The following is a 22509-nucleotide window of genomic DNA, read 5'->3' on the forward strand; positions in this document are numbered from 1 at the left end:
TGGGAGGTTTTTTATGTTAAGAAGATCAATGTTAATTGGAATGTCAGCGATTGTATCGTTGGCTACACCGAACGTAACTTTCGCCGATGTCGTTAAGGATGCGATGGCGGAAGTGCAAAAACACGCAGGTCAAAAAACGGTATGGGACGGACCGATTACAGGACCAAAAGCTGCAGAGGACAAAACGATTGTTGTGCTTGCTAGTGATATGAAAAATGGCGGCGTTTTGGGGGTTACGCAAGGTGTTGAAGAAGCTGTTGAGGCAATTGGATGGGATGTCAGAACTCTTGATGGTGCTGGATCTATCCAAGGACGAACAGCAGCGTTTGGCCAAGCATTAGCTTTGAAGCCAGATGGCATTATAATCAATGGTTTTGATGCTGTTGAACAACAAGCTGCATTGGCAGAAGCTAAAGCAACTGGAATTCCAATTGTAAGTTGGCATGCTGGCCCTGTCATTGGCCCAGATCCAGAGGTGGGACTTTTCACCAACGTATCAACTGATGCGATGGAAGTATCCGCAGCTGCCGCACAATGGGCGTTTGCAGACGCTGGCGGCAAACCGGGCGTAGTCATTTTCACAGACTCTACATATGCTATTGCGATTGCCAAAGCTGATCGGATCAAAGAAGAAATCGAAAAACTTGGCGGTACCGTTTTAGAATATGTCGATACTCCGATTGCGGATACTTCCAACCGTATGCCTACCCTGACTACTGCTCTTTTGCAACGTTACGGTAGCCAATGGACGCATACATTAGCGATTAATGACATTTACTTTGATTTCATGGGGCCATCATTGGCCACGGCAGGTATCAAAGGCGATGAAAACCCTAAATCTGTTGCCGCAGGTGATGGTTCTGAAAGCGCATATCAACGTATCCGTTCAGCACAATATCAATCCGTGACAGTCGCAGAACCGCTAAACTTGCAAGGCTGGCAGTTAGTTGATGAACTTAATCGTGCTGTGCAGGGGCAAGAGTGGTCTGGTTATACTTCACCTCTTCATGTGGTTACCGCTGAGAATATCAGTTTCGATGGTGGAGATGGCAATATCTTCGATCCAGGAAATGGATATCGCGATGAGTACCGTAAAATCTGGGGTAAGTAATATTCTAAGCCCCTTGTAGATATTTTTACTGGGGGCGTTAAAGGGAATATTTTCAATCAGAAATGACTGTGAAAAAAACGATACCTTTAACAAGATAAAACTTCGAAAGATTGCGAACATTAGTTTGCGTTTAACAGAAATTCATACTTGTTAACAAATGCTTAGCAAGTAAATGGGAAATTATTAAGATGATTAATATCAAGAAAACAGTTAAATGTTTTGCTGTTGCCAATATAACCGTGGCATCTTTGGCAGGACAAGGTTTAGCAGAGGATATAAAACGTCCTTCGGATGGGTTTGACCCAGACAAATTTTTAACAGGTGATTGGGGTGGAGCACGCCAAATCTTGTTAGACAAAGGCTTGAGTTTTACGGGGCTTTATATCAACCAGGCCGCGACAAATCTAAAAGGTGGAACATCTACTGAATTAATATACTCGGACATGTTTCTTTTCGGGGTGGATGCTGATTTGGATAGATTGGTTGGCATTCCAAATACAACGCTTCATGCAACAGTAACAAACCGAAACGGGGATAATCTTGTAGAGGAGGCCAATTTAGGGACAAATCTTCTTGTAAATGAAGTTTTTGGTCAGGGTAATTTTACGCGCCTAAATCATTTGTTCCTGAATACAAAGCTTTATGATGATAAGCTGGAACTTAAATATGGTCGTATTTCTGGTAGCTTCGACTTCCATGACTTTAGTTGTAATTTCCAAAATTTAACTTTTTGTGGAGCGATACCGTCCTACTTAACGCCGAATTGGACACCATTCCCTGGTCATACATGGGGGGCGGTTGCCACTTGGAAACCAACAAAGGATTTCTATTTCAAAGCTGGTATATCTGAAATTAACTCTGATTTTGACAGGCCACAAAATGCGCGTCGGATCGAAGGAATTGGTCAAGGCGAAGGTAGCCGCTATAATACAGAAATCGGCTATTCACCAAAGATAGCTGGGAAACCTGGATCCTATAAATTTGGTGTATTTTGGGATGATGTTGGCGCTCAAGATGTTGCGGACGCAACAATTAATCATAGCGATCAGTTAGGATATTACTTAAATGCACAACAAGAAATCTGGAGCGATTCCACGACCTCAGGTCGTAAAGTTGACTTGTTCTTCAACTATGTTCAAGCTGATGAAGATGTTGCTGCTTTGGAATCTGTTGTTGAAGCCGGTATCTTTTTTCAAGGTCCTGTAAAAAGCAGACCACAAGATGAGCTAGGGTTTGCAGTTGGTCTCATTAATACTAGCAGCAAACTGACAGCCGCAGATATCGCTGCTGGTGGTACCGTACGCGATAAAGAATTTCCAATGGAGATTTATTATTCATTCCGCCTGAAACGTGGAATTACGATTCAACCAAACCTTCAATACATTGTTAATCCTGGTGGTATTTCAAGCAATGAAGACGTTGCCGTGCTTGGTTTGAAAACAGTGTTTAATTTCTAATTCGAAATCTAGGTATCGCCCAATGCAACCAACATTGGGCGATACCGTACCTCAATCGTAATTTGCCCTCCCTCAATAGGGGCAAAAAAGCCAAGCAAATAAGGAAGCGCTTTACTTAAAAGTTTTGTGCCGAAGGACGTAAATATGACGCGAACATCTAGTCAGTTACATTTAATTGTTAAGGAGGAATTATTGTGGCTCAATCCATGATGTTGATAGAGAAATGCAGCCATTGCGTAAGCTGGTATGATATTGAGACTGGTGAGCGCCAAGGTCGTTTATCATTACCTGATTACCCACATGAATTTGTAGTCGATAAGGAGTTTAAATATGCTTATGTTGGGCATTACGGTGTTCAGAACTCTGGCATTGATGGAACGGATGGCCAGTCTGTTATCGTCGTCGACATTGAGAAACAGGAAGTTGCGCATACTTATGATTTAGGTGAGCATGCTCGCCCTCATGGGATCAGTTTGGATGATAATGGTCGCTTGTATGTCTTGTCTGAATGGACAGCACATTTGCTGGTAAAAGAAAACCCGCGTGCATTTGATCAGGGATGGGATCACATTACACCAACAGGGGGCACAAAATCCCATCTGTTTGCTTTGACTGGTGATGGAGATACAGCATATTCGATGAATCTTACATCTGGTGATGTGACGATGTTCAAGCCTTATGACGCCTCTTTTGCGCCAATTTCAATTAAGACAGGCAAGAAGCCAGAAGGCCGTTGCCTGCGTGCTGACGAAAAAATCTTATACACGAGTAATCGTATTTCTAATACGGTGACGGTGATCGATACGGAAAAATTAGAAGTTATTCGATCGTTTCCAACACCAGATGATCCTTGTCGTATTTACCATGATACAAAACGTAACCGTTTGGTCACTATGAACCATTTCGGGGGGTCATTTAGTGTTTTTGATGAGGTTACAGGCGAAGAGTTGCACCGCCAAGAGACACCGGCCAATCCTTTAGCGTTATGTTTGGATGCTGAAGAAGACTATGCCTACATAGCAATCGACTGCGAGCAAGTGCAGCGGTTTAATTTAGATACATTTGAGATTGTTCAGACATTCGACACGGGAAAAGAACCAGATGTAATGGTCATTTTGCCAGACGGGTTTTCAAAAAAATGGGAGGCTTTGTCATGAGTAAGCCACGTATAGCAATTGTTCCTGGTGACCCTTCAGGTATAGGGCCAGAGCTGATTGCAAAACTGATTAATGATGAAGGCGTCCAAGATGCTGCGAATATTGTTTTAGTTGGCGATAGCCATCTTTGGCAGCAAGGTGCTGAACAGGCAGATATGCCTGTTGCTATTGCGACATTATCTGAAGATGAAATCGATGCCCAACAAGGTTTGAACCACCTCGAGATGGATACAATTGAGACTTCTGAAATTGAAATATCAGAAGTAACTGTTGCAGGTGGGCGCTCCTCATTACGGTGTTTGGATAAAGCAATGGACCTTGCACAAGCAGGTAAAGTTGATGGTGTTTTATTTGGACCATTCAATAAAGCATCAATGACCAGCGCGGGATTGAACGCGGAAGATGAGCACCGTTATATGGCTCGTTATTTAGGTTTTGAAGGATACCATAGCGAAATTAACGTTCTTGATGATTTGATGACTACACGCGTGACCAGTCATATCGGGCTGAAGGATGTGGCTGAAAACATCAACGAAGAGGGCATTTTAAAAGCTATAAATTTAGCTAACGATACTTTGCGCCGTTCAGGCAATACGCGTCCATCTATTGCGGTTGCCGCATTGAATCCACATGCAGGTGATAATGGCAAGTTTGGTCGCGAAGAAATTGATATCTTGGAGCCTGCGATTGCTAAGGCACAAGCAAAGCAGATGGACGTTACAGGCCCATGGCCGTCTGACACAGTATTTTTGAAAGCAAAGCGTGGCGAAGTGGATGCAGTAGTAACCATGTACCACGATCAAGGTCAAATTGCGATCAAGCTATTGGGATTTGAGCGGGGTGTAACTGTTGCAGGAGGATTGCCAATCCCAGTTGCAACCCCTGCACATGGCACAGCTTTCGATATCGCAGGAACAAACAAAGCAAATGTGAGTGCAACACGACAGGCATTCGACCTGTTGGTTCGCATGAGTAAAAACCACCGCGCCGAACGCGACGCGTAATAAGGAGACACTTAATGACTAAAATTAAATCAATACGTACGCGTGTATGGAATTGGAAAGGCCCAACGGTTCCGCCTCAGGGTAACTTTTGCACCAATGCATCTGATGCGCTTTGGATGCGCGGTGATGCGATGGAAAGCTTTCGCTTTCACCAGTGGTTGACTTGTGAAGTTGAGACTGACGATGGTACAATTGGCATCGGTAACGCCGCTTTAGCACCTATGTTAACTAAAGTTGCCATCGATGAGTTTTATGCACCTTTGGTTATTGGTGAAGATCCATTTGATTATGCTTACCTTTGGGAAAAAATGTACCGTCGCACACATGCGTGGGGTAGAAAAGGCATTGGTATGACTGCGATGTCAGCAATTGATATCGCGATCTGGGATTTGATGGGCAAGCTAACAGGCAAGCCTGTGTTCAAACTTCTTGGTGGTCGTACAAAAGAAAAAATCCCTGTTTATTATTCTAAGCTTTATGCAGACAGTGTTGAAGGCATGCAAAAAGAAGCTGAAGAAGCAATGAAGGGCGGCTATCAAGGTTTCAAAACTCGTTTTGGCTATGGCCCTAAAGACGGCATGAAGGGCATGCGTGAAAATTTAAAGCGTGTCGAGGCTGTACGTGAAGTGATCGGTTACGATACCGATCTAATGCTAGAATGTTATATGGGTTGGAACCTTGATTACGCTAAGCGTATGTTGCCAAAGCTTGAAAAATTTGAGCCCCGTTGGTTGGAAGAGCCAGTGATTGCTGATGATGTGAATGGCTATGCGGAATTAAATGCTATGAACATTGTGCCAATCTCTGGTGGTGAACATGAGTTTTCAATAATGGGCTGTCAGCAACTTTTGGAAAAGAAAGCTGTCAGTATCCTACAATATGACACGAACCGTGTTGGTGGTATTACAGCTGCTCAAAAAATCAATGCGATTGCAGAAGCGTATCAAATTCCAGTGATCCCTCATGCAGGCCAAATGCACAACTATCACCTAACTATGGCGAACGTGAACTGCCCAATCAGCGAATACTTTCCAGTGTTTGACGTCGAGGTTGGTAATGAGCTGTTCTATTATATTTTCGAAGGTGATCCAGATGCAGTAGATGGTTATTTGGATCTGGATGATAATAAACCTGGTTTGGGCATCAGTATTTCTGACAAACATATCGATAACTTTGAGGTGTTTGAATGAGCCGCCCATACAAAGGCATATGGCCTGTAGCACCAACGCCGTTTAACAATGATGGTTCTCTTGATCTTGATGGCATGAAACGTGTTTTGGATTGTATGATTGATCAAGGCGTTGATGGGATTTGTATCCTTGCAAATTTCTCTGAGCAATTTTTGATTTCAGACGCGGAGCGTGAAATCTTAACACGCCTTAGCTTGGAACATGTAGCTGGGCGCGTACCAGTAATTGTGACAATCAGCCATTATTCAACACAAATTGCTGTGGAGCGCGCGAAACTTGCTAAGGATTTAGGAGCAGCCATTGTTATGATGATGCCACCATATCACGGTGCGCTTTTGAAAGGGAACGCTCAACAGATATTTGAGCAATTCCAAGCGGTTGGTCGTGTTGGTATTCCAATCATGGTACAAGATGCGCCATTGGGAGGGGTTGACTTGCCTGTTCCTTTGTTGGTGAAAATGGCAAAAGAGATCGAATATGTAAAACTATTCAAGATCGAATGCCCCCAAGCTGCTGGGAAAATTCGCGCATTGATAGAAGCAGGTGGTGACGCCATCGAAGGGCCATTTGATGGCGAAGAAGCAATTACGCTTTTGGCTGATCTTGATGCGGGCGCAACTGGTGGCATGACATCTGCGATGATCCCTGAGTTAATTAAACCAGTGATCGAGCTACATGCTGTAGGAGACCGAGAAGCTGCGACTGCTGCTTATGCAAAGGTACTGCCAGCAATTAACCATGAAAATCGCCAATGTGGTTGGCGATCTTGTAAAGCCGCAATGGTAGAAGGTGGGGTCATTAAGTCAGAGTTTTGCCGCCACCCAATTGAACCTTTGCATCCTGACACGCGTTCAGGGTTGATGGATCTTTTGCGTCCGCTTGATCCAATTGTATTGAAATGGGGTAAATAACAAATGTTAACAGGTAAAAATTTAATTGATGGCTCTTGGGTTACATCTGACCAGATGGCCGCAAGTGAAGATCTGGGTGGTTTTGAGTTTTCACAAGCAACCGTAAACCAAGTCGATACTGCATGTCTTGCTGCGCGTCGTGATTTTCGTACATACGCTGGGAAATCACGTGCAGAACGTGCTACGTTTTTACGTACGATTGCAGAGCAAATTGATGCTTTGGGTCAAGAGATTACGGAAACTGGGATGAAAGAAACTGGTTTGCCAGAGATGCGTTTGAATGGTGAGCGTGGGCGTACTACTGGTCAGTTGCGTATGTTTGCTGACTTGATTGAAGACACGAAATACCTTGATACACGTGTTGATGAAGCCATGCCAAATCGTGAACCTCTGCCGCGTGCTGACCTACGTTTGACACACCGCCCAATCGGCCCTGTGGTGGTGTTCGGAGCATCTAACTTTCCATTAGCATTTTCAACGGCTGGTGGTGACACAGCAAGCGCGTTGGCAGCTGGTTGTCCAGTGATTGTCAAAGGTCACGGTGCTCATGCAGGGACTGCTGAATTGGTGGGGCAAGCAATTGCAACAGCGGCTAAAATTTGTGACATGCCTTCTGGCGTATTCCAAATATTACAAGGTTCTGGTCGTACAGTTGGACAAGCTTTGGTTCAACATCCAGAAATTCGTGCAGTTGGTTTTACTGGATCATTGGCTGGTGGTCGCGCGCTCTATGACTTGTGTCATTCCCGTTCGCAACCTATTCCTTTCTATGGTGAAATGGGTTCTGTGAATCCTGTGTTCCTATTGCCGAATGCGCTTAAAGCGCGTGGCGGTGCGATTGGTGCTGGATGGGCTGGATCTCTAACAATGGGGGCGGGACAATTTTGTACTAATCCTGGCGTTGTTGTTGGTGTTAAAGGCGATGATTTTGATGCATTTACGGATGCTGCATTATCTGCATTGAATGATGCACCAGAACAGAAAATGCTGACTGATGGTATACATGAAGCTTATCAAACTGGTGTTAAAGATTTTGCTGCGCTGATGGATGAGGTTTCATCGTGCGCACGTTCAGACAAGCCACGTCATTCTTTGCCTGCAGTTTTTAAGATCGATGCAGACACATGGATGAATACACCTAAGTTGCAACATGAAGTATTTGGGGCCGCAGGTGTCTTGGTCGAGTGTGATAATACAGATCAGATGATTGCTGTTGCGGAAGTCTTAGAAGGTCAATTGACTGCAACGATGCATTTGGATGATGCTGATATAAGTTTTGCGCAGGAATTAGCCCTTATTCTAGAAGAAAAAGCTGGTCGCTTGTTGTGTAACGGATTTCCAACTGGTGTAGAGGTTTGTGATGCAATGATGCATGGCGGGCCTTATCCATCAAGTACGGATGTGCGGGCAACATCTGTTGGTACACTTGCTATTGTGCGTTGGTTACGACCAGTCTCGTATCAAGATTTCCCAGAGGTAATGTTACATTCGGAGCTACAATCTAATTAAGCGATTTTATCGCACAAACCCATGTTTTTATAAATGAGGATAAAAAGGGAACAATAATGTTTGGTATTTTAGAAGGTACTGGTTACGAAGTTTTGGATGCTGAGTTTGAAGAGTGTATTATCGGACATGCACGCGTTGAGCGCTTATGGACAGGTATGCGATGGTCGGAAGGCACAGCATGGTTCCCTGCGGGGCGTTATCTTATTTGGTCTGATATACCGAACAATCGTTTAATGCGATGGGATGAGACTGATGGATCTGTGTCCGTTTTTCGTGAACCATCTAACAACGCAAATGGGAATACTAGGGATGCGCAAGGTAGGTTGGTTTCATGTGAACACCTTACGCGCCGTGTAACACGTACTGAACATGATGGCATGATAACCGTTTTAGCGGACAGTTATAACGGGAGTGCTTTAAATTCCCCTAATGATGTTGTGGTTAAATCCGATGGATCGATATGGTTTACCGATCCATCGTACGGTATCATGATGGATTACGAAGGGGAGCGTGCAAAGCCTGAGATCGATGGCTGCCATGTATATCGCATCGATGCAAAAACGAAGAACGTTACCGCCGTTGCTGTAGACTTTAATAAACCAAATGGATTGGCTTTCAGTAATAATGAAGACTATCTTTTTGTGTCTGATACAGGGATCACACATGATCCAGATGGACCAAAACATATTCGTAAAATTGTGGTTAATCCAGATGGTCAAACACTAGGAAAATCCCAAATATTTTCCGAATGTAGTGTGGGTGTTTTTGATGGGTTTCGGTTAGATACATCTGGACGGGTTTGGTGTTCAGCTGCTGATGGTGTCCATTGTTTGAATTCATCAGGAAAACTTATTGGAAAAATCTTAATTCCAGAAATGACAGGTAATCTTTGTTTCGGTGGACCAAAGTTAAATCGCTTATTCGTGGCAGGCACGAGTTCACTTTACAGCGTGTATTTGAACGTCAACGGTGTGTGATTGACCTATGAAGTTTATGTGAAAGGCAAACTTATGTGCCCATATGCCAGTGGTGATCATGTTGTCATTGAAGATGCGCTTGCAAATATCACCGAGATGCGACGTATGAAATCTAATAGGGTTCTTGATTGGATTCTGTCACATCCAAATGATGATGCTGGGGGTGTTTGAGTTTATTTTAGTCGCTTTATCATAATTTCCATTATGGGTCTTACGTTACAATAAACCTCAAACAGTTCAATGTCCGCTTTGAACCCTTATGAGACATTAAATAATCATATTAAATTGAGTTAAAAAAACATCTAACTTTTGGGATCATCAATAAGCGCTGTTGGTTTTGCCAAATCTTTTAATGATTGAATATCTGTCAGCTTTACATTCTGCCCATCGATTATGACACCATATGCTTGTAATGTTTTGAAAGCACGCGATAGGTTTTCAGGGGTCATACCTAAATAAGATGCTAGCCGTTTCTTTTCGACATTTAATGAAAACTCTAACAAGCCTCCTGATCTAACATGAAGCTTAATCAGTTGGTTTGCCAATCGCTCTATTGATGTTCTGAGTTTCAGGTTTTTGGTACTCTTAATCACACCGCGGTAACATTGGGCTAATTCTGTCACGACGGCTCTGGCAAAAGAATTATCAATCTCGAAAACAGCACGCACATCAACGGCAGGGAGCAAGATTAACTTAGCTTTTTCTAGAGTTCTGGCTGACATAAGGCATGGCGCATCTTTCAAAGCTGCTGCTAAGATAAAGGCAGAGATTGGCCGGACTGTTGCCATAGTTGTTTCGCGATTGTTCCAACTGGCAAATAATTCAACGCTGCCTTCGACCACTATATGTAAAAAATCGCTGTGGTCGCCCTCTGATATTAATTCAACTTGTGGAGGGAAGTTTTGCAAATACGCTCCACGCATAAGCTGTTCAAAGTTGTCATCTGCCATATCTGTAAACAATGGTAGTTCGCGGATTTCTGTCAGGTCGATGGAACGCATGGGTGACTCGATTTACTTTGGATTGATATTTATCAACTATTTTATGACTTATGTCAAAGAGTAGCGGTTGATTTGTTAATTTCTGCATCAACTATTTCAAACGCAAATCATGATATATTTCTACAATCCACTTATTTTGGGTGCAAAACCGCAAAATTTGATCCAAATCAAATCAATAAAAACATCATTCCCATCTTGTAATTCCAAACAGCCCTAAAGCGCATACGGCGCTTTCATAGGCCGAATAAGAGGGAACAGAAATGGAACTACAAAACAAAGCCACAAGTCTTTGGAGGAATTTCTTCAATGTAAAGATGGTACAAATCCGAACATTCCACATGACATGGTTTGCATTTTTCTCATGCTTTTTTGCGTGGTTTGGTATTGCACCGTTGATGATCATCGTACGTGATGAGCTTCAGTTGACAAAATCACAGGTTGGCTGGTCAATCATCGCATCGGTCGCAGTTACTGTATTTGCGCGGTTTTTTATTGGTTGGCTTTGCGACCGTATTGGGCCCAGATTAGCATATACATATTTACTGATCCTTGGTGCATTCCCCGTAGCAGGTATTGGATTAGCCAATAGTTTTGAAACATTCTTGTTCTTCCGCCTGCTCATAGGTGTCATTGGTGCCGCCTTTGTTATTACGCAGTACCACACATCCGTGATGTTTGCCCCGAATGTTGTTGGGACTGCAAATGCAACCAGTGCTGGCTGGGGTAACCTTGGTGGTGGTGTGACACAGTTTGCCATGCCTATGGTTTTTTCCGTGTTCGTTGTTGGGTTCGGTTTCAGCGATGCACAGGGGTGGCGCATGTCTATGATGGTTGTGGGTGCGGTGATCTTCGTGATCGGCATTGCCTATTTTTTCCTGACACAGGATGCGCCAGAGGGCAATTACAAGGACTTGCGCGAAAAAGGTAAGTTGCAACAAAAGGATAAGGTTACTGGTGCGTATTTCAAAGCCATGGCTGATTACCGCGTTTGGGTTTTATTCCTGATTTACGGTGCATGTTTTGGGATTGAATTAACCGTTAACAACGTCGCAGCTTTGTATTTCTATGATTACTTCGACCTTAGCCTCGTTGCCGCAGGTGGCGTTGCTGCAAGCTTTGGCTTGATGAATATCTTCGCACGTACTTTGGGCGGTATATTCGGCGATAACTTTGGGGCCCTTTGGGGATTAAAAGGACGATCATTCTGGCTGTTCATTGTGTTGTTGGGCGAAGGGTGTGCATTGATGCTGTTCAGCCAAATGGATGTTCTATTCTTGGCACTGCCAACGTTGATCATCTTCTCGCTGTTTACACAAATGGCCGAGGGCGCGACTTATTCAGTAGTGCCGTTCATCAACAAAAAAGCGCTGGGTGCAGTTGCAGGTGTTGTTGGTGCTGGCGGTAATGCAGGTGCTGTAGCAGCAGGCTTCATGTTCAAGGGAGCGATGGAATGGAACGATGTGTTCTTTGTCATCGGGATCGTTGTTGCTTGTGCCTCACTTCTAAGTTTCTTGGTGCGTTTTTCGCCAGAACAAGAAGAAGAGGAACGCGCTTTATTTGAGGCTGCTCAGATAGACACACTACAGCTAAAGGCAGATCGCGCGAATGAAGCCTTAAAGCAATCCATTGAGATTGTCGCTGAGTTCAACCGCAAAAAATCCACATCATGAATGAAATTGGCGGGCATTATGCCCGCCCCAACCTCACTAAGGAGGAAAGACATTGGGACAAGATTTAAGAAACTATACAGTTGAAGATGAGGCCTTCTGGACATCGACTGGTAAGGGGATTGCGAACCGTAATCTTTGGATATCTATTCCAAGCTTACTATGCGGATTTGCCGTATGGTTATACTGGGGGATCATCACTGTTCAAATGATAAACCTCGGGTTTGATTTTGAAAAATCGGAGCTGTTCACACTGGCCGCTATTGCTGGCTTAACAGGCGCTACGCTACGTATTCCATCAACATTTTTTATACGAATAGCGGGTGGTCGAAATACGATCTTTTTCACAACTGCCTTACTGATGATCCCTGCGATTGGCGCGGGTTATGCATTGCAAGATCCCAACACCCCACTATGGAAATTCCAAGCTTTGGCGTTCCTATCTGGTATCGGCGGCGGTAACTTTGCTTCTTCCATGTCCAACATTAGTTTTTTCTTTCCGAAAAAAGTACAAGGTTATGCGTTAGGTATGAACGCGGGTTTGGGTAACTTTGGTGTAACAACCATGCAAATCGTTATTCCATTGGTAATGACTTTTGGTTTGTTTGGCGGCGAACCTATGATCCTTGAAAATACTTCTGGGACATTGATCGGTAAGATACCTGCGGGGACACCCACCTATATTCACAACGCTGGTTTTGTTTGGTTATTAGCGCTTATTCCATTAGCTGTCGCTGGCTGGCTGGGTATGAACAACATCCGTGATGAACATGTATCACCAGATATTCCAAACCCACTTGGCTCTTTCAGCATTATCTCATTCATGTTGGCGATAGGGTTTGCGACTGCGGCTTTTGGCTTGTGGTTGATGTTACCAGAAAAAGTTGGCGGCTCTGGCTTTATGATTTCGAAGTGGATCGTATTGCCAATCGTAATCGCTTTGACTGTGTTGTTGTTAAAATTGATCCCTGGTCAAGTTGGGCAAAACCTTACTCGTCAATATAAGATTTTTGGAAACCGTCACACTTGGGCGATGACAGTTATTTATACTATGACCTTTGGTTCGTTCATCGGTTACGCTGCAACCTTTGCATTGGCTATCAAAGTTGTGTTCGGCTTTCAGCACATCGAGGTTGATGGCGTGATGACACATGACATTGCCAATCCGAATGGTCCATCTGCACTTATGTTTGCATGGATGGGGCCATTTATTGGGGCATTGATCCGACCAATTGGCGGCATGATTTCTGATAAAATGGGTGGTGCAAAAGTTACGCAGATCATTTCAATCATCATGGTCGCATCTGCGCTTGGCGTAGCGTATTTCTTGAAGCAAGCATATGTATCAGCAACTCCAGAAGAATATTTCCTACCGTTTATGGTACTGTTTCTGATCCTGTTTGCTGCAACTGGTATTGGTAACGGTTCAACATTCAGAACGATCGCTGTCGTATTCGATAAAGAACAAGCTGGCCCAGTTCTGGGATGGACATCTGCCGTCGCTGCATACGGTGCCTTTATTATTCCAAAAGTGTTCGGGGAACAGATCAAAGCGGCCACGCCAGAATATGCGCTATATGGTTTCGCTGTCTTCTATGGCGTTTGCATCTTGATCAACTGGTGGTTCTATTTGCGCCCGAATGCCTACGTGAAAAACCCATAAAGCTTTAGCCAAATTTTGTCCTGCACACAGATGTGCAGGGCAGAAAAATCGCAACAAGGAGACTAACTCATGAGCCATCTGCTCGACCGCCTTAACTTTTTTCAGTCAAAAGAACTGGATACATTTTCGAATGGCCACGGCCAAACCACGCGTGAAAATCGCGATTGGGAAGATACATATCGCAATCGTTGGCGCCATGATAAAGTTGTCCGTTCGACACACGGGGTGAATTGCACGGGGTCCTGTTCATGGAAAATCTATGTGAAATCTGGGATTGTCACTTGGGAAACACAACAAACAGATTACCCGCGTACACGTCCAGATTTGCCGAACCACGAACCACGTGGTTGTGCCCGTGGTGCAAGTTACAGTTGGTATCTCTATTCTGCGAACCGCGTGAAAAACCCACTTATTCGTGGTCGCTTGTTGAAAGCTTGGCGCAGAATGCGCGAAACAATGACACCAACCGCAGCGTGGAAAGCTTTACAAGAAGATCCAATTCTGCGGGCATCATATGTAAAGACACGCGGCAAAGGTGGTTTTGTGCGCGCAACATGGGATGAAAGTACAGAAATCATCGCTGCTGCGAATGCATATACAGCGAAAACCTATGGCCCTGACCGCGTCTTTGGATTTTCGCCAATCCCTGCAATGTCGATGGTATCTTATGCGGCTGGATCGCGATACCTAAGCTTGCTTGGTGGCGTCTGTATGTCATTTTATGATTGGTATTGTGACTTGCCTCCAGCATCCCCAATGACATGGGGTGAGCAAACGGATGTTCCAGAAAGTGCGGATTGGTACAACGCGGGGTTCTTATTATTGTGGGGTTCTAACGTTCCGCAGACACGTACACCTGATGCGCATTTTTATACCGAAGCACGTTACCGCGGTACAAAATCTGCAGTTATCTGTCCAGATTATTCTGAAGCGGCTAAGTTCGGTGATGTTTGGTTGGCGCCAAAACAAGGTACTGATAGCGCATTAGCCATGGCTATGGGGCATGTGATCTTGCGTGAATTCCATCTTGATCGCCAAACAGAATATTTTGAAGAATATTGCCGGAAGTATTCGGATTTCCCCATGCTTGTACGTCTAGAAAGCAAAGATGGGAAATTGGTTCCTGGTCGCTTCTTAAGGGCTGAAGATCTGGATGACAGCATTGGTGAAGCGAATAACCCAGAATGGAAAACTGTTGCATTCGATAGTAAAACAAATGACTTGGTTGCGCCAAATGGGTCTGTTGGGTTTCGTTGGGGCGAGGACGGTGAATGGAACCTTGAAGAGCGCGCTGGGGACGCTCAAACCGAATTAAAAATGACATTCATTATGGATGGTGATCATGACGATGTTGTCGGTGTGGATTTCCCGTATTTTGGTGGCGAAGCGACTGAAAATTTTGTCAAATGTGAACACCCTGATGTCTTGAATAAAAATATCCCTGTAAAGAAAATTCAAACATCTGATGGGTCTGTCATGGTCGCCACAGTGTTTGATTTGTTCTGTGCAAACTATGGTTTAGATCGTGGCTTGGGCGGTGATTGGGTTGCTAATGATTATGATGCAGATATTCCATATACACCAGCTTGGGCTGAAAAAATCACAGGTGTTAGCGTTGATAAGATCATAACAGTTGCACGTGAGTTTGCTGCCAATGCAGAGCAGACCAAAGGCAAGTCTATGGTTATCTTAGGCGCAGGTCTAAATCATTGGTACCACATGGATATGAATTATCGCGGCATCATTAATATGTTGGTGATGTGCGGTTGTGTTGGGCAATCAGGTGGCGGTTGGAGCCATTATGTTGGGCAGGAAAAACTTCGCCCACAAACGGGTTGGCAACCATTGGCATTTGGTTTGGATTGGTCACGACCTCCGCGTCATATGAACTCGACCAGTGCTTGGTACGCGCATACGGATCAGTGGCGTTATGAGCAATTAGGAGTTGATGAAATTCTATCCCCTACAGCACCTGATGGTGATTGGGATGCAAGTATCATTGATTACAATATTCGTGCTGAACGCATGGGCTGGTTGCCATCTGCACCTCAGTTGAAAACCAATCCGTTAGAGGTCGGGCGACTGTCTAAGAAGTCTAAGAAAGACACGGCACAATACGTTGCGGATCAGTTGAAATCTGGCAAGCTAGAGATGTCGTGTGAAGATCCAGATGCAGAAGAAAACTGGCCACGGAATTTGTTTGTCTGGCGGTCAAACTTGTTGGGCTCGTCTGGTAAAGGGCATGAGTATTTCTTGAAGCATTTACTGGGTACAGATCACGGTGTTCTTGGCAAAGACTTGGGTGAAGAGGGTGGTCAAATGCCTAAAGAAGCCAAATGGCATCAAGAAGCGCCAAAAGGCAAACTTGATTTGTTGGTCACAATTGACTTCCGCATGTCAACAACAGCTGTCTATTCCGATATCGTTTTGCCAACAGCATCTTGGTACGAGAAAAATGACCTGAATACATCGGATATGCACCCATTCATTCACCCACTGCAAGCGGCGGTTGATCCTGCTTATGAAAGCAAATCTGACTGGGATATCTTTAAAACGATTGCCAAAAAATTTAGCGAAGTTGCCCCAGAAATTTTGGGTGTGGAAACGGATATCGTAGCACTTCCTATTTTACATGATACGCCCGCAGAAATTGCACAAGACCAAGTGCGTGACTGGAAGAAAAAGGAATGTGATCTGATCCCAGGTAAAACTGCGCCAAATTATATTGCAGTCGAACGGGATTATCCGAACCTTTATAAAAAGTTCACATCTATTGGCCCACTTTTGGATAAACTGGGTAATGGTGGTAAAGGCATCAATTGGAACACCGAAGTCGAAGTTCAACATCTGCGCGATTTGAATGGTGTCGTTCAAGAGGACGGTGTTTCCCAAGGTATGCCAAAGCTGGAAACAGCGATTGATGCCTGTGAAATGATCTTAATGCTGGCACCTGAAACCAATGGTGAAGTTGCTGTGAAAGCTTGGGATGAATTGTCTACTGCAACAGGGCGCGATCATACACATTTGGCGCGTCCAAAAGAAGATGAAAAGATACGGTTCCGCGATATTGCGGCACAACCTCGTAAGATTATCAGTTCCCCAACGTGGTCGGGAATTGAAAGCGAACATGTTTGTTATAACGCGGGTTATACAAACGTGCATGAGCTGATCCCTTGGCGTACTTTAACGGGTCGCCAACAGCTCTATCAGGATCACTTGTGGATGCGAGCCTTTGGCGAAGGGTTCTGCACTTACCGCCCTCCCGTTGACCTAAAAACAATCAATAATGACGTCAACACTGATGCAGGTAGCCCACATGTGATCCTGAACTTTATTACACCTCACCAAAAATGGGGCATCCACAGTACGTATTCTGACAACCTGTTGATGCTGACATTGAACCGTGGTGGTCCTGTGGTTTGGTTATCTGAAAATGATGCCAAAACGGCTGGCTTGGTCGATAATGACTGGGTTGAGGTCTACAACGCAAACGGTGCATTAACAGCGCGCGCCGTTGTTTCTCAGCGTATGAAAGACGGTACAATCTTTATGTATCACGCTCAGGAAAAGATCGTGAATACACCTGGTTCTGAAAAAACAGGGAATAGGGGCGGTATCCACAACTCGGTGACACGCGCCACACTCAAGCCAACACATATGATTGGTGGTTATGCCCAGCAATCATACGGCTTTAACTATTACGGCACAGTTGGATCAAACCGCGATGAATTCGTGATTGTTCGCAAGATGCAGAAAGTCGACTGGCTTGATCAACCCGCAACCCAAACGGAGGCAGCGCAATGAAAGTACGTGCACAAATAGGCATGGTTCTAAACCTTGATAAATGTATCGGGTGTCACACATGCTCGGTTACATGTAAAAACGTCTGGACCAGTCGTGACGGCGTTGAATACGCGTGGTTCAATAACGTGGAAACAAAACCTGGTTTGGGTTACCCAACAGATTGGGAAAACCAAAAACGCTGGAATGGGGGCTGGGAACGTACCAAGTCTGGTAAGCTACAACCGAAGCAAGGTTCTAAGTGGCGCATTCTTGCCAAGATTTTTGGCAACCCTGATTTGCCAGAAATTGATGATTATTACGAACCGTTTGACTTTGATTATGATCACTTGAAGTCAGCACCAGAGATGAAAGCTTTTCCAACGGCGCGTCCATTTTCCAAGATCACAGGCGAACGGATTGAGAAGATTGAAAAAGGACCCAACTGGGAAGAAATCCTGGGTGGCGAATTTTCAAAACGGTCAGAGGATTATAATTTCGAAGGCATTCAAAAGGACATTTATGGTGAATACGAAAACACCTTTATGATGTACCTACCACGTTTGTGCGAACATTGTTTGAACCCAGCTTGTGCTGCGTCTTGCCCATCTGGTGCGATCTACAAACGCGAAGAAGATGGTATTGTTTTAATCGACCAAGAGAAATGCCGCGGTTGGCGGATGTGTGTATCAGGCTGCCCTTACAAAAAGGTCTATTACAACTGGGATACTGGTAAGTCTGAAAAATGCACATTCTGTTACCCGCGCATTGAAAGCGGTAACCCAACCGTTTGTTCGGAAACATGTGTGGGGCGCATCCGTTATCTGGGTGTCATGCTTTATGATGCGGATAAGATCGAAGAAGCTGCAAATACACCCGAAGAAACAGATTTGTATGATGCGCAACTTGGTGTTTTCCTTGATCCGAATGATCCAGAGGTCATTGCAGCCGCACATCGTGATGGTGTGCCAGAGGATTGGATTAAAGGCGCAAAAGAAAGCCCTATTTGGAAAATGGCGATGGATTGGAAAGTGGCTTTCCCACTTCACCCAGAATACCGCACTTTACCAATGGTTTGGTATATTCCACCGCTTTCCCCAATCCAAAATGCAGCAGAGGCTGGTCAGATCAACGTCAATGGCAATATGCCAGATGTGAAATCTCTGCGTATTCCCGTTAAGTACCTTGCGAATATGTTAACAGCCGGGGACGAAGCACCAGTTGTAACAGCCCTTGAACGTATGTTGGCCATGCGCGGATACATGCGATCAAAAACCGTAGACGGCGTGATCGATGAAGGTATTGCCGAACGCGTTGGCCTGTCAGGCGCAATGATCGAAGACATGTATAAAATCATGGCTTTGGCGGACTACGAAGACCGCTTTGTGATCCCTACAACACACCGTGAAACTGTTGAAGAAGCATATGATCTGCGTGGCGGGTGCGGGTTCACAGATGGTAATGGCTGTTCCACTGGCATCAGTGAAGGATCGTTATTCGGCGGCAAAAAGAAGAAAAAAACCTTAACCCTACCTTCGGAGGCATTCTAATGGACCGTACTTTAAAATCACTTTCCTTGATCTTAAGCTACCCAACAAAGGCGCTTCAGGAGGCAATGCCAGAAATTGCGGCAACTTTGGCTGCTGATACGCGCATGACGACTGTTGTCAGGCGCGATTTGCGGTCATTGGTCACGACTATTGCGGGCAATGACATCTATGAACTGGAAGAGGCATATGTTGGCTTGTTTGATAGATCGCGAACCTTATCGCTGAACTTGTTTGAGCATGTTCACGGGGAAAGCCGTGATCGTGGTGGTGCGATGGTGTCTCTTATAGAAACATACCGCGACGCTGGGTTTGACCCTGCAACAAGCGAATTACCTGATCATTTGCCTGTTCTGTTAGAGTATTTGTCGATGCGCCCATTTATAGAAGTGGTCGATATTCTGACAGATACAGCTCATATTCTGGAGGCTTTACATATGCGTTTGGGAAAACGCAAAAGCGCTTATGCGCCTGTGTTTAAAGCATTGTTACAAATATCAAATGCAGAGGTGGATGCGGAAGCAGTCGCAGAGTTAATTGCGCTGCCTGATGACGATCCAGAGGATTTAGAAGCCTTGGATCAGGTTTGGGAAGAATCCGAAGTTATATTCGGCCCTGATCCGAATGGCGGGTGCCCACAAGTGCGCGATATGTTGGCGCAAATGGATACACCAATTAATTCAAATCCAAATGCTGCAAGTAAGGAGGAAAAACATGCATAATTTCTTATTTGGAATATACCCTTATATCGCGATTACAGTCCTTATCGTTGGCTCAATCGCACGATATGAAACGGATCCGTTCAGCTGGAAATCATCGTCCAGCCAACTGTTGCGTCGCAAACAGCTCATCATAGGATCAGTTCTGTTCCATGTTGGCATTTTGGTGATTTTCTTTGGTCACTTGATCGGCTTGCTTACACCTATCCAAGTCTTTGATGCTATGGGGATCAGTCATGGATTCAAACAAACCCTAGCTGTTGTCGCTGGCGGCATTGCAGGTGTTATGGCATTGGTCGGTGGTTTGATGCTGTTTATGCGTCGCATGGGGGATCCACGTATCCGCAAGACATCTAGCTTTGCCGATATTGGTATTCTTAGCTTGCTATTGATACAATTGGTCCTTGGCCTTGGAACGATCTTTGTCTCATTACAACATTTAGATGGGCATGAAATGACAAAGTTTATGTCTTGGGCATTGGGTATCGTGACATTCCAAGGGGATGCTGCGGATCACATCGCGGATGTCGCAATGGTCTTTAAACTTCACCTGTTCCTTGGGCTGACAATATTCTTATTGTTCCCATTCACACGACTGGTACACATGCTGTCTGTCCCATTGCGTTACTTTACACGCCCTGGATATCAAATTGTGCGTTCCAGACGTCACAAGACTGGGCGGTGATGTTATGAACCGTCCTTTATTTCCAGATGTCATCGTGAATGGTGAAACGATACCCCAAGCAGATATAGCCGCAGAGGCGCAACAGCATGAAGCCCCCGCTGGGAAACCAGGGGTGGCATGGCGATCAGCGGCAAAAGCTTTGGTCGTGCGTAATCTACTTTTGCAAGAAGCGCGCAAGAAAGGCGTAGTATCAGAACCTGCTGAATTAGGAGAGGGGCGTCGTGAAACACATGACGAAGCTTTAATGCGCAACTTGTTGGATGATGCGGTAAACCCCGCGACGCCAACGAACGAAGAAGTTTATGCATTTTGGGAAAAAGACCCATCTCGGTTTATGTCGCCACCATTATGGGAAGCTTCCCATATCTTATCTGCGTGTGATATCGGCGATGATGACAGTGTTGCAGCTGCGAAAGCACGGGCAGTGGCAATTACAAAACGAGCCCATGCAAATCCAAAAGGGTTCGCTCGGCTTGCACATGATGAAAGTGATTGTTCATCGAAAGCCAGCGGTGGTGCACTTGGGCAATTGGGGCCAAATGATACGGTTCCAGAATTTGAAGTTGTCTTGGTTGATATGGAACCAGGCCAAATCACATTGGAGCCTATTCAAACCCGTTTTGGCTTCCATGTGGTGAAATTAGATGCCTGTGCCGAACAAAATATTCTGCCTTTTGATGCAGTCAAAAAACAATTGACGGAAGCTTTGCAAAAAGCAGCTTGGGCTAAAGCAGCGCAAGAGTTTGTGGGTGAGTTGGTCAAATCAGCAGAAATAAAAGGCGTGGATATGCTGGCTGCATAGCCAAAAGTATATGATGCCAAACAGAAAGAAAAATTATGAATATTGCTTATGCAAAAATGTCGAAGTCAGAAGATTTAGATTTGATCTTAGCTGAAGTTGCGACAAAGCTTAAATCGGATGGATTTAAGCTCTGTGGTGTTGTTCAAGTGAATACAGATCGTGAAGATTGCCACAGGTGCGATATGGATGTTCAGGTTTTGCCAGATGGCCCAGTAATCCGAATATCGCAGTCGCTTGGTAAGGATGCAAAAGGATGCAGGCTCGATCCTGATGCGCTAGAGCGGGCAGTTATGGAAGTCACGGATAGATTATCTACAGATACTGATGTGTTAATACTAAATAAGTTCGGAAAGCACGAAGCAGATGGCCGTGGGTTCCGCGATTTAATTGCAAAAGCAGTTGATCTGGATGTTATTGTCGTGACAGGCGTGAACGCTATGAATCAAGATGCATTTTTGACCTTCTCAGGCGATATGGCGATGTTATTGCCGCCTGACCCTAAGGCGATGGTTAAGTGGGTAAGGGAACGCGTCTAGATGGCGTCACTTTATCTATAAAAATGATGAACACCTGATTTCAATTATATTCCGAATATACTGCAGTGTTAATTTTAATTAATAATAAAGGCAATAGTAGTGCGTCATTCATTTTCTCGTTCTAATAAAATCAATCGCTTATCCGATGCAAAAAGGCAAAACCTTTTGGTCATCCATATCCAGAAACACCTCCGTTCTTTCATTGATCATGTCTCCGAGCAGAAGGTTCAAATGGCCTCTAGAATTGCCCCTGAACGGGCATGGCGGGATTCATCAATCTCACATGAGCAGACTGTGCCAAGGGCTTGCCCCGTGAGCATTGCCTGGAACGCATCTTCACCTAAGCTCCAGCGCGTCCAAGGCCTGTCCCTAGAATAACGACCAGTCGATCCCGTTCGCCGCACGACCTCAGTCATTCTGCTTGTTATTGTGAAACGCGAATGTCCGCTTTGTCCCCCCCATAGCAGACATTAGAGTGCATGTGGTGCATCTAAATTCATAGTAACATATTGAATGCTTTATTATCATCTTACTGTCACATAGATTCTTAGATTTAACTCATGAACCTATGGGTTTTACAAAAGAGTTATTTTAGCAGGGTAAATATGACAAACCTTACCTTCTTTAATATCCTCATTTCCGATTAGGCGTGATTTTTGCGTAATTTTCAATAACTTTGTAAGTTTAAATATCTGTTTTATATATTAAAAAATGTAAAAATCAAAATTTATTGACAAAATGTTAAGCACTATATTTATTAACAGCAGTTCACGGTATTTTGATTTATTATCAT

At 44.5% G+C, this 22509-nt stretch carries 19 protein-coding genes; 17 read left to right on the top strand and 2 right to left on the bottom strand.

The features are described 5' to 3' along the window. Positions 1-13 precede the first annotated feature (13 nt). The 9 genes from F9L33_RS14815 (at position 14) to F9L33_RS15855 (ending at position 9487) form a co-directional block, all read left to right on the top strand. Positions 14-1111, top strand: coding sequence for a substrate-binding domain-containing protein (locus tag F9L33_RS14815; protein ID WP_152143589.1), 1098 nt, complete (start codon positions 14-16; stop codon positions 1109-1111). 188 nt (positions 1112-1299) lie between these two features. Then, positions 1300-2568: a carbohydrate porin gene (locus F9L33_RS14820; protein WP_152143590.1), complete on the top strand. Its 1269-nt coding sequence runs from the start codon at positions 1300-1302 to the stop codon at positions 2566-2568. Positions 2569-2762: 194 nt separating this feature from the next. Beyond that, positions 2763-3725: a YncE family protein gene (locus F9L33_RS14825; RefSeq protein WP_152143591.1), complete on the top strand. Its 963-nt coding sequence runs from the start codon at positions 2763-2765 to the stop codon at positions 3723-3725. Further along, positions 3722-4729: a 4-hydroxythreonine-4-phosphate dehydrogenase PdxA gene (locus F9L33_RS14830; protein ID WP_152143592.1), complete on the top strand. Its 1008-nt coding sequence runs from the start codon at positions 3722-3724 to the stop codon at positions 4727-4729. The genes F9L33_RS14825 and F9L33_RS14830 overlap by 4 nt, the downstream gene beginning before the upstream one ends. A 14-nt stretch (positions 4730-4743) precedes the next feature. Further along, positions 4744-5919, top strand: coding sequence for an L-rhamnonate dehydratase (locus F9L33_RS14835; RefSeq protein ID WP_152143593.1), 1176 nt, complete (start codon positions 4744-4746; stop codon positions 5917-5919). Beyond that, on the top strand, positions 5916-6830 hold the full coding sequence (locus F9L33_RS14840; protein WP_152143594.1) for a dihydrodipicolinate synthase family protein: 915 nt from the start codon (positions 5916-5918) through the stop codon (positions 6828-6830). The genes F9L33_RS14835 and F9L33_RS14840 overlap by 4 nt, the downstream gene beginning before the upstream one ends. 3 nt (positions 6831-6833) lie before the next feature. After that, positions 6834-8339, top strand: coding sequence for an aldehyde dehydrogenase (NADP(+)) (locus F9L33_RS14845; protein WP_152143595.1), 1506 nt, complete (start codon positions 6834-6836; stop codon positions 8337-8339). Positions 8340-8395: 56 nt separating this feature from the next. Next, positions 8396-9316 (top strand): SMP-30/gluconolactonase/LRE family protein, encoded by a 921-nt coding sequence (locus F9L33_RS14850; RefSeq protein ID WP_152143596.1) that lies wholly within the window; start codon positions 8396-8398, stop codon positions 9314-9316. Next, positions 9317-9487, top strand: coding sequence for a hypothetical protein (locus F9L33_RS15855; RefSeq protein ID WP_193222069.1), 171 nt, complete (start codon positions 9317-9319; stop codon positions 9485-9487). Positions 9488-9618: 131 nt separating this feature from the next. Here F9L33_RS15855 and F9L33_RS14855 read toward each other — a convergent pair whose 3' ends face one another. Next, positions 9619-10317 carry a helix-turn-helix domain-containing protein gene (locus F9L33_RS14855; RefSeq protein WP_152143597.1) on the bottom strand — a complete coding sequence of 233 codons (699 nt, stop codon included), beginning with the start codon at positions 10315-10317 and terminating at the stop codon, positions 9619-9621. 260 nt (positions 10318-10577) lie between these two features. Between F9L33_RS14855 and F9L33_RS14860 the strand changes: the two genes are divergently transcribed. The 8 genes from F9L33_RS14860 to F9L33_RS14895 all read left to right on the top strand — a co-directional run bounded on the left by F9L33_RS14860 (position 10578) and on the right by F9L33_RS14895 (position 21716). Beyond that, complete coding sequence (locus F9L33_RS14860; protein ID WP_152143598.1) at positions 10578-11987, top strand: MFS transporter; 1410 nt, start codon at positions 10578-10580, stop codon at positions 11985-11987. Between the two features lie 52 nt (positions 11988-12039). Continuing rightward, positions 12040-13647 (top strand): antiporter, encoded by a 1608-nt coding sequence (locus F9L33_RS14865; protein WP_152143599.1) that lies wholly within the window; start codon positions 12040-12042, stop codon positions 13645-13647. A 69-nt stretch (positions 13648-13716) separates the two neighbouring features. Next, a complete protein-coding gene (locus F9L33_RS14870; protein WP_152143600.1) occupies positions 13717-17451 on the top strand; it encodes a nitrate reductase subunit alpha in 3735 nt (1244 codons plus the stop codon). Continuing rightward, entirely contained in the window at positions 17448-18977 is a 1530-nt protein-coding gene (narH, locus tag F9L33_RS14875; RefSeq protein WP_152143601.1) for a nitrate reductase subunit beta, read from the top strand. Before F9L33_RS14870 ends, narH begins: the two co-directional genes overlap by 4 nt. After that, complete coding sequence (gene narJ / locus F9L33_RS14880; RefSeq protein WP_152143602.1) at positions 18977-19696, top strand: nitrate reductase molybdenum cofactor assembly chaperone; 720 nt, start codon at positions 18977-18979, stop codon at positions 19694-19696. The genes narH and narJ overlap by 1 nt, the downstream gene beginning before the upstream one ends. Then, positions 19689-20378: a respiratory nitrate reductase subunit gamma gene (gene narI / locus F9L33_RS14885; RefSeq protein ID WP_152143603.1), complete on the top strand. Its 690-nt coding sequence runs from the start codon at positions 19689-19691 to the stop codon at positions 20376-20378. The genes narJ and narI overlap by 8 nt, the downstream gene beginning before the upstream one ends. A 4-nt stretch (positions 20379-20382) precedes the next feature. Next, positions 20383-21180: a peptidylprolyl isomerase gene (locus tag F9L33_RS14890; protein WP_152143604.1), complete on the top strand. Its 798-nt coding sequence runs from the start codon at positions 20383-20385 to the stop codon at positions 21178-21180. 35 nt (positions 21181-21215) lie between these two features. Then, positions 21216-21716, top strand: a complete 501-nt coding sequence (locus F9L33_RS14895) for a DUF2478 domain-containing protein (RefSeq protein WP_152143605.1) — start codon at positions 21216-21218, stop codon at positions 21714-21716. 227 nt (positions 21717-21943) lie between these two features. Here F9L33_RS14895 and F9L33_RS14900 read toward each other — a convergent pair whose 3' ends face one another. Next, a complete protein-coding gene (locus F9L33_RS14900) occupies positions 21944-22132 on the bottom strand; it encodes a hypothetical protein (protein ID WP_152143606.1) in 189 nt (62 codons plus the stop codon). Between the last annotated feature and the right edge of the window lie 377 nt (positions 22133-22509).

The sequence above is a fragment of the Amylibacter sp. SFDW26 genome, from assembly GCF_009184395.1.
Lineage (GTDB): Bacteria > Pseudomonadota > Alphaproteobacteria > Rhodobacterales > Rhodobacteraceae > Amylibacter.

Excerpts from the sequence above, each read along its gene's own strand:
- F9L33_RS14815 (WP_152143589.1), top strand. The coding sequence starts at position 14 with ATGTTAAGAAGATCAATGTTAATTGGAATGTCAGCGATTGTATCGTTG.
- F9L33_RS14820 (WP_152143590.1), top strand. The coding sequence starts at position 1,300 with ATGATTAATATCAAGAAAACAGTTAAATGTTTTGCTGTTGCCAATATA.
- F9L33_RS14830 (WP_152143592.1), top strand. The coding sequence starts at position 3,722 with ATGAGTAAGCCACGTATAGCAATTGTTCCTGGTGACCCTTCAGGTATA.
- F9L33_RS14835 (WP_152143593.1), top strand. The coding sequence starts at position 4,744 with ATGACTAAAATTAAATCAATACGTACGCGTGTATGGAATTGGAAAGGC.
- F9L33_RS14840 (WP_152143594.1), top strand. The coding sequence starts at position 5,916 with ATGAGCCGCCCATACAAAGGCATATGGCCTGTAGCACCAACGCCGTTT.
- F9L33_RS14845 (WP_152143595.1), top strand. The coding sequence starts at position 6,834 with ATGTTAACAGGTAAAAATTTAATTGATGGCTCTTGGGTTACATCTGAC.
- F9L33_RS14850 (WP_152143596.1), top strand. The coding sequence starts at position 8,396 with ATGTTTGGTATTTTAGAAGGTACTGGTTACGAAGTTTTGGATGCTGAG.
- F9L33_RS14855 (WP_152143597.1), bottom strand. The coding sequence starts at position 10,317 with ATGCGTTCCATCGACCTGACAGAAATCCGCGAACTACCATTGTTTACA.
- F9L33_RS14860 (WP_152143598.1), top strand. The coding sequence starts at position 10,578 with ATGGAACTACAAAACAAAGCCACAAGTCTTTGGAGGAATTTCTTCAAT.
- F9L33_RS14870 (WP_152143600.1), top strand. The coding sequence starts at position 13,717 with ATGAGCCATCTGCTCGACCGCCTTAACTTTTTTCAGTCAAAAGAACTG.
- narH (WP_152143601.1), top strand. The coding sequence starts at position 17,448 with ATGAAAGTACGTGCACAAATAGGCATGGTTCTAAACCTTGATAAATGT.
- narJ (WP_152143602.1), top strand. The coding sequence starts at position 18,977 with ATGGACCGTACTTTAAAATCACTTTCCTTGATCTTAAGCTACCCAACA.
- narI (WP_152143603.1), top strand. The coding sequence starts at position 19,689 with ATGCATAATTTCTTATTTGGAATATACCCTTATATCGCGATTACAGTC.
- F9L33_RS14890 (WP_152143604.1), top strand. The coding sequence starts at position 20,383 with ATGAACCGTCCTTTATTTCCAGATGTCATCGTGAATGGTGAAACGATA.
- F9L33_RS14895 (WP_152143605.1), top strand. The coding sequence starts at position 21,216 with ATGAATATTGCTTATGCAAAAATGTCGAAGTCAGAAGATTTAGATTTG.
- F9L33_RS14900 (WP_152143606.1), bottom strand. The coding sequence starts at position 22,132 with ATGACTGAGGTCGTGCGGCGAACGGGATCGACTGGTCGTTATTCTAGG.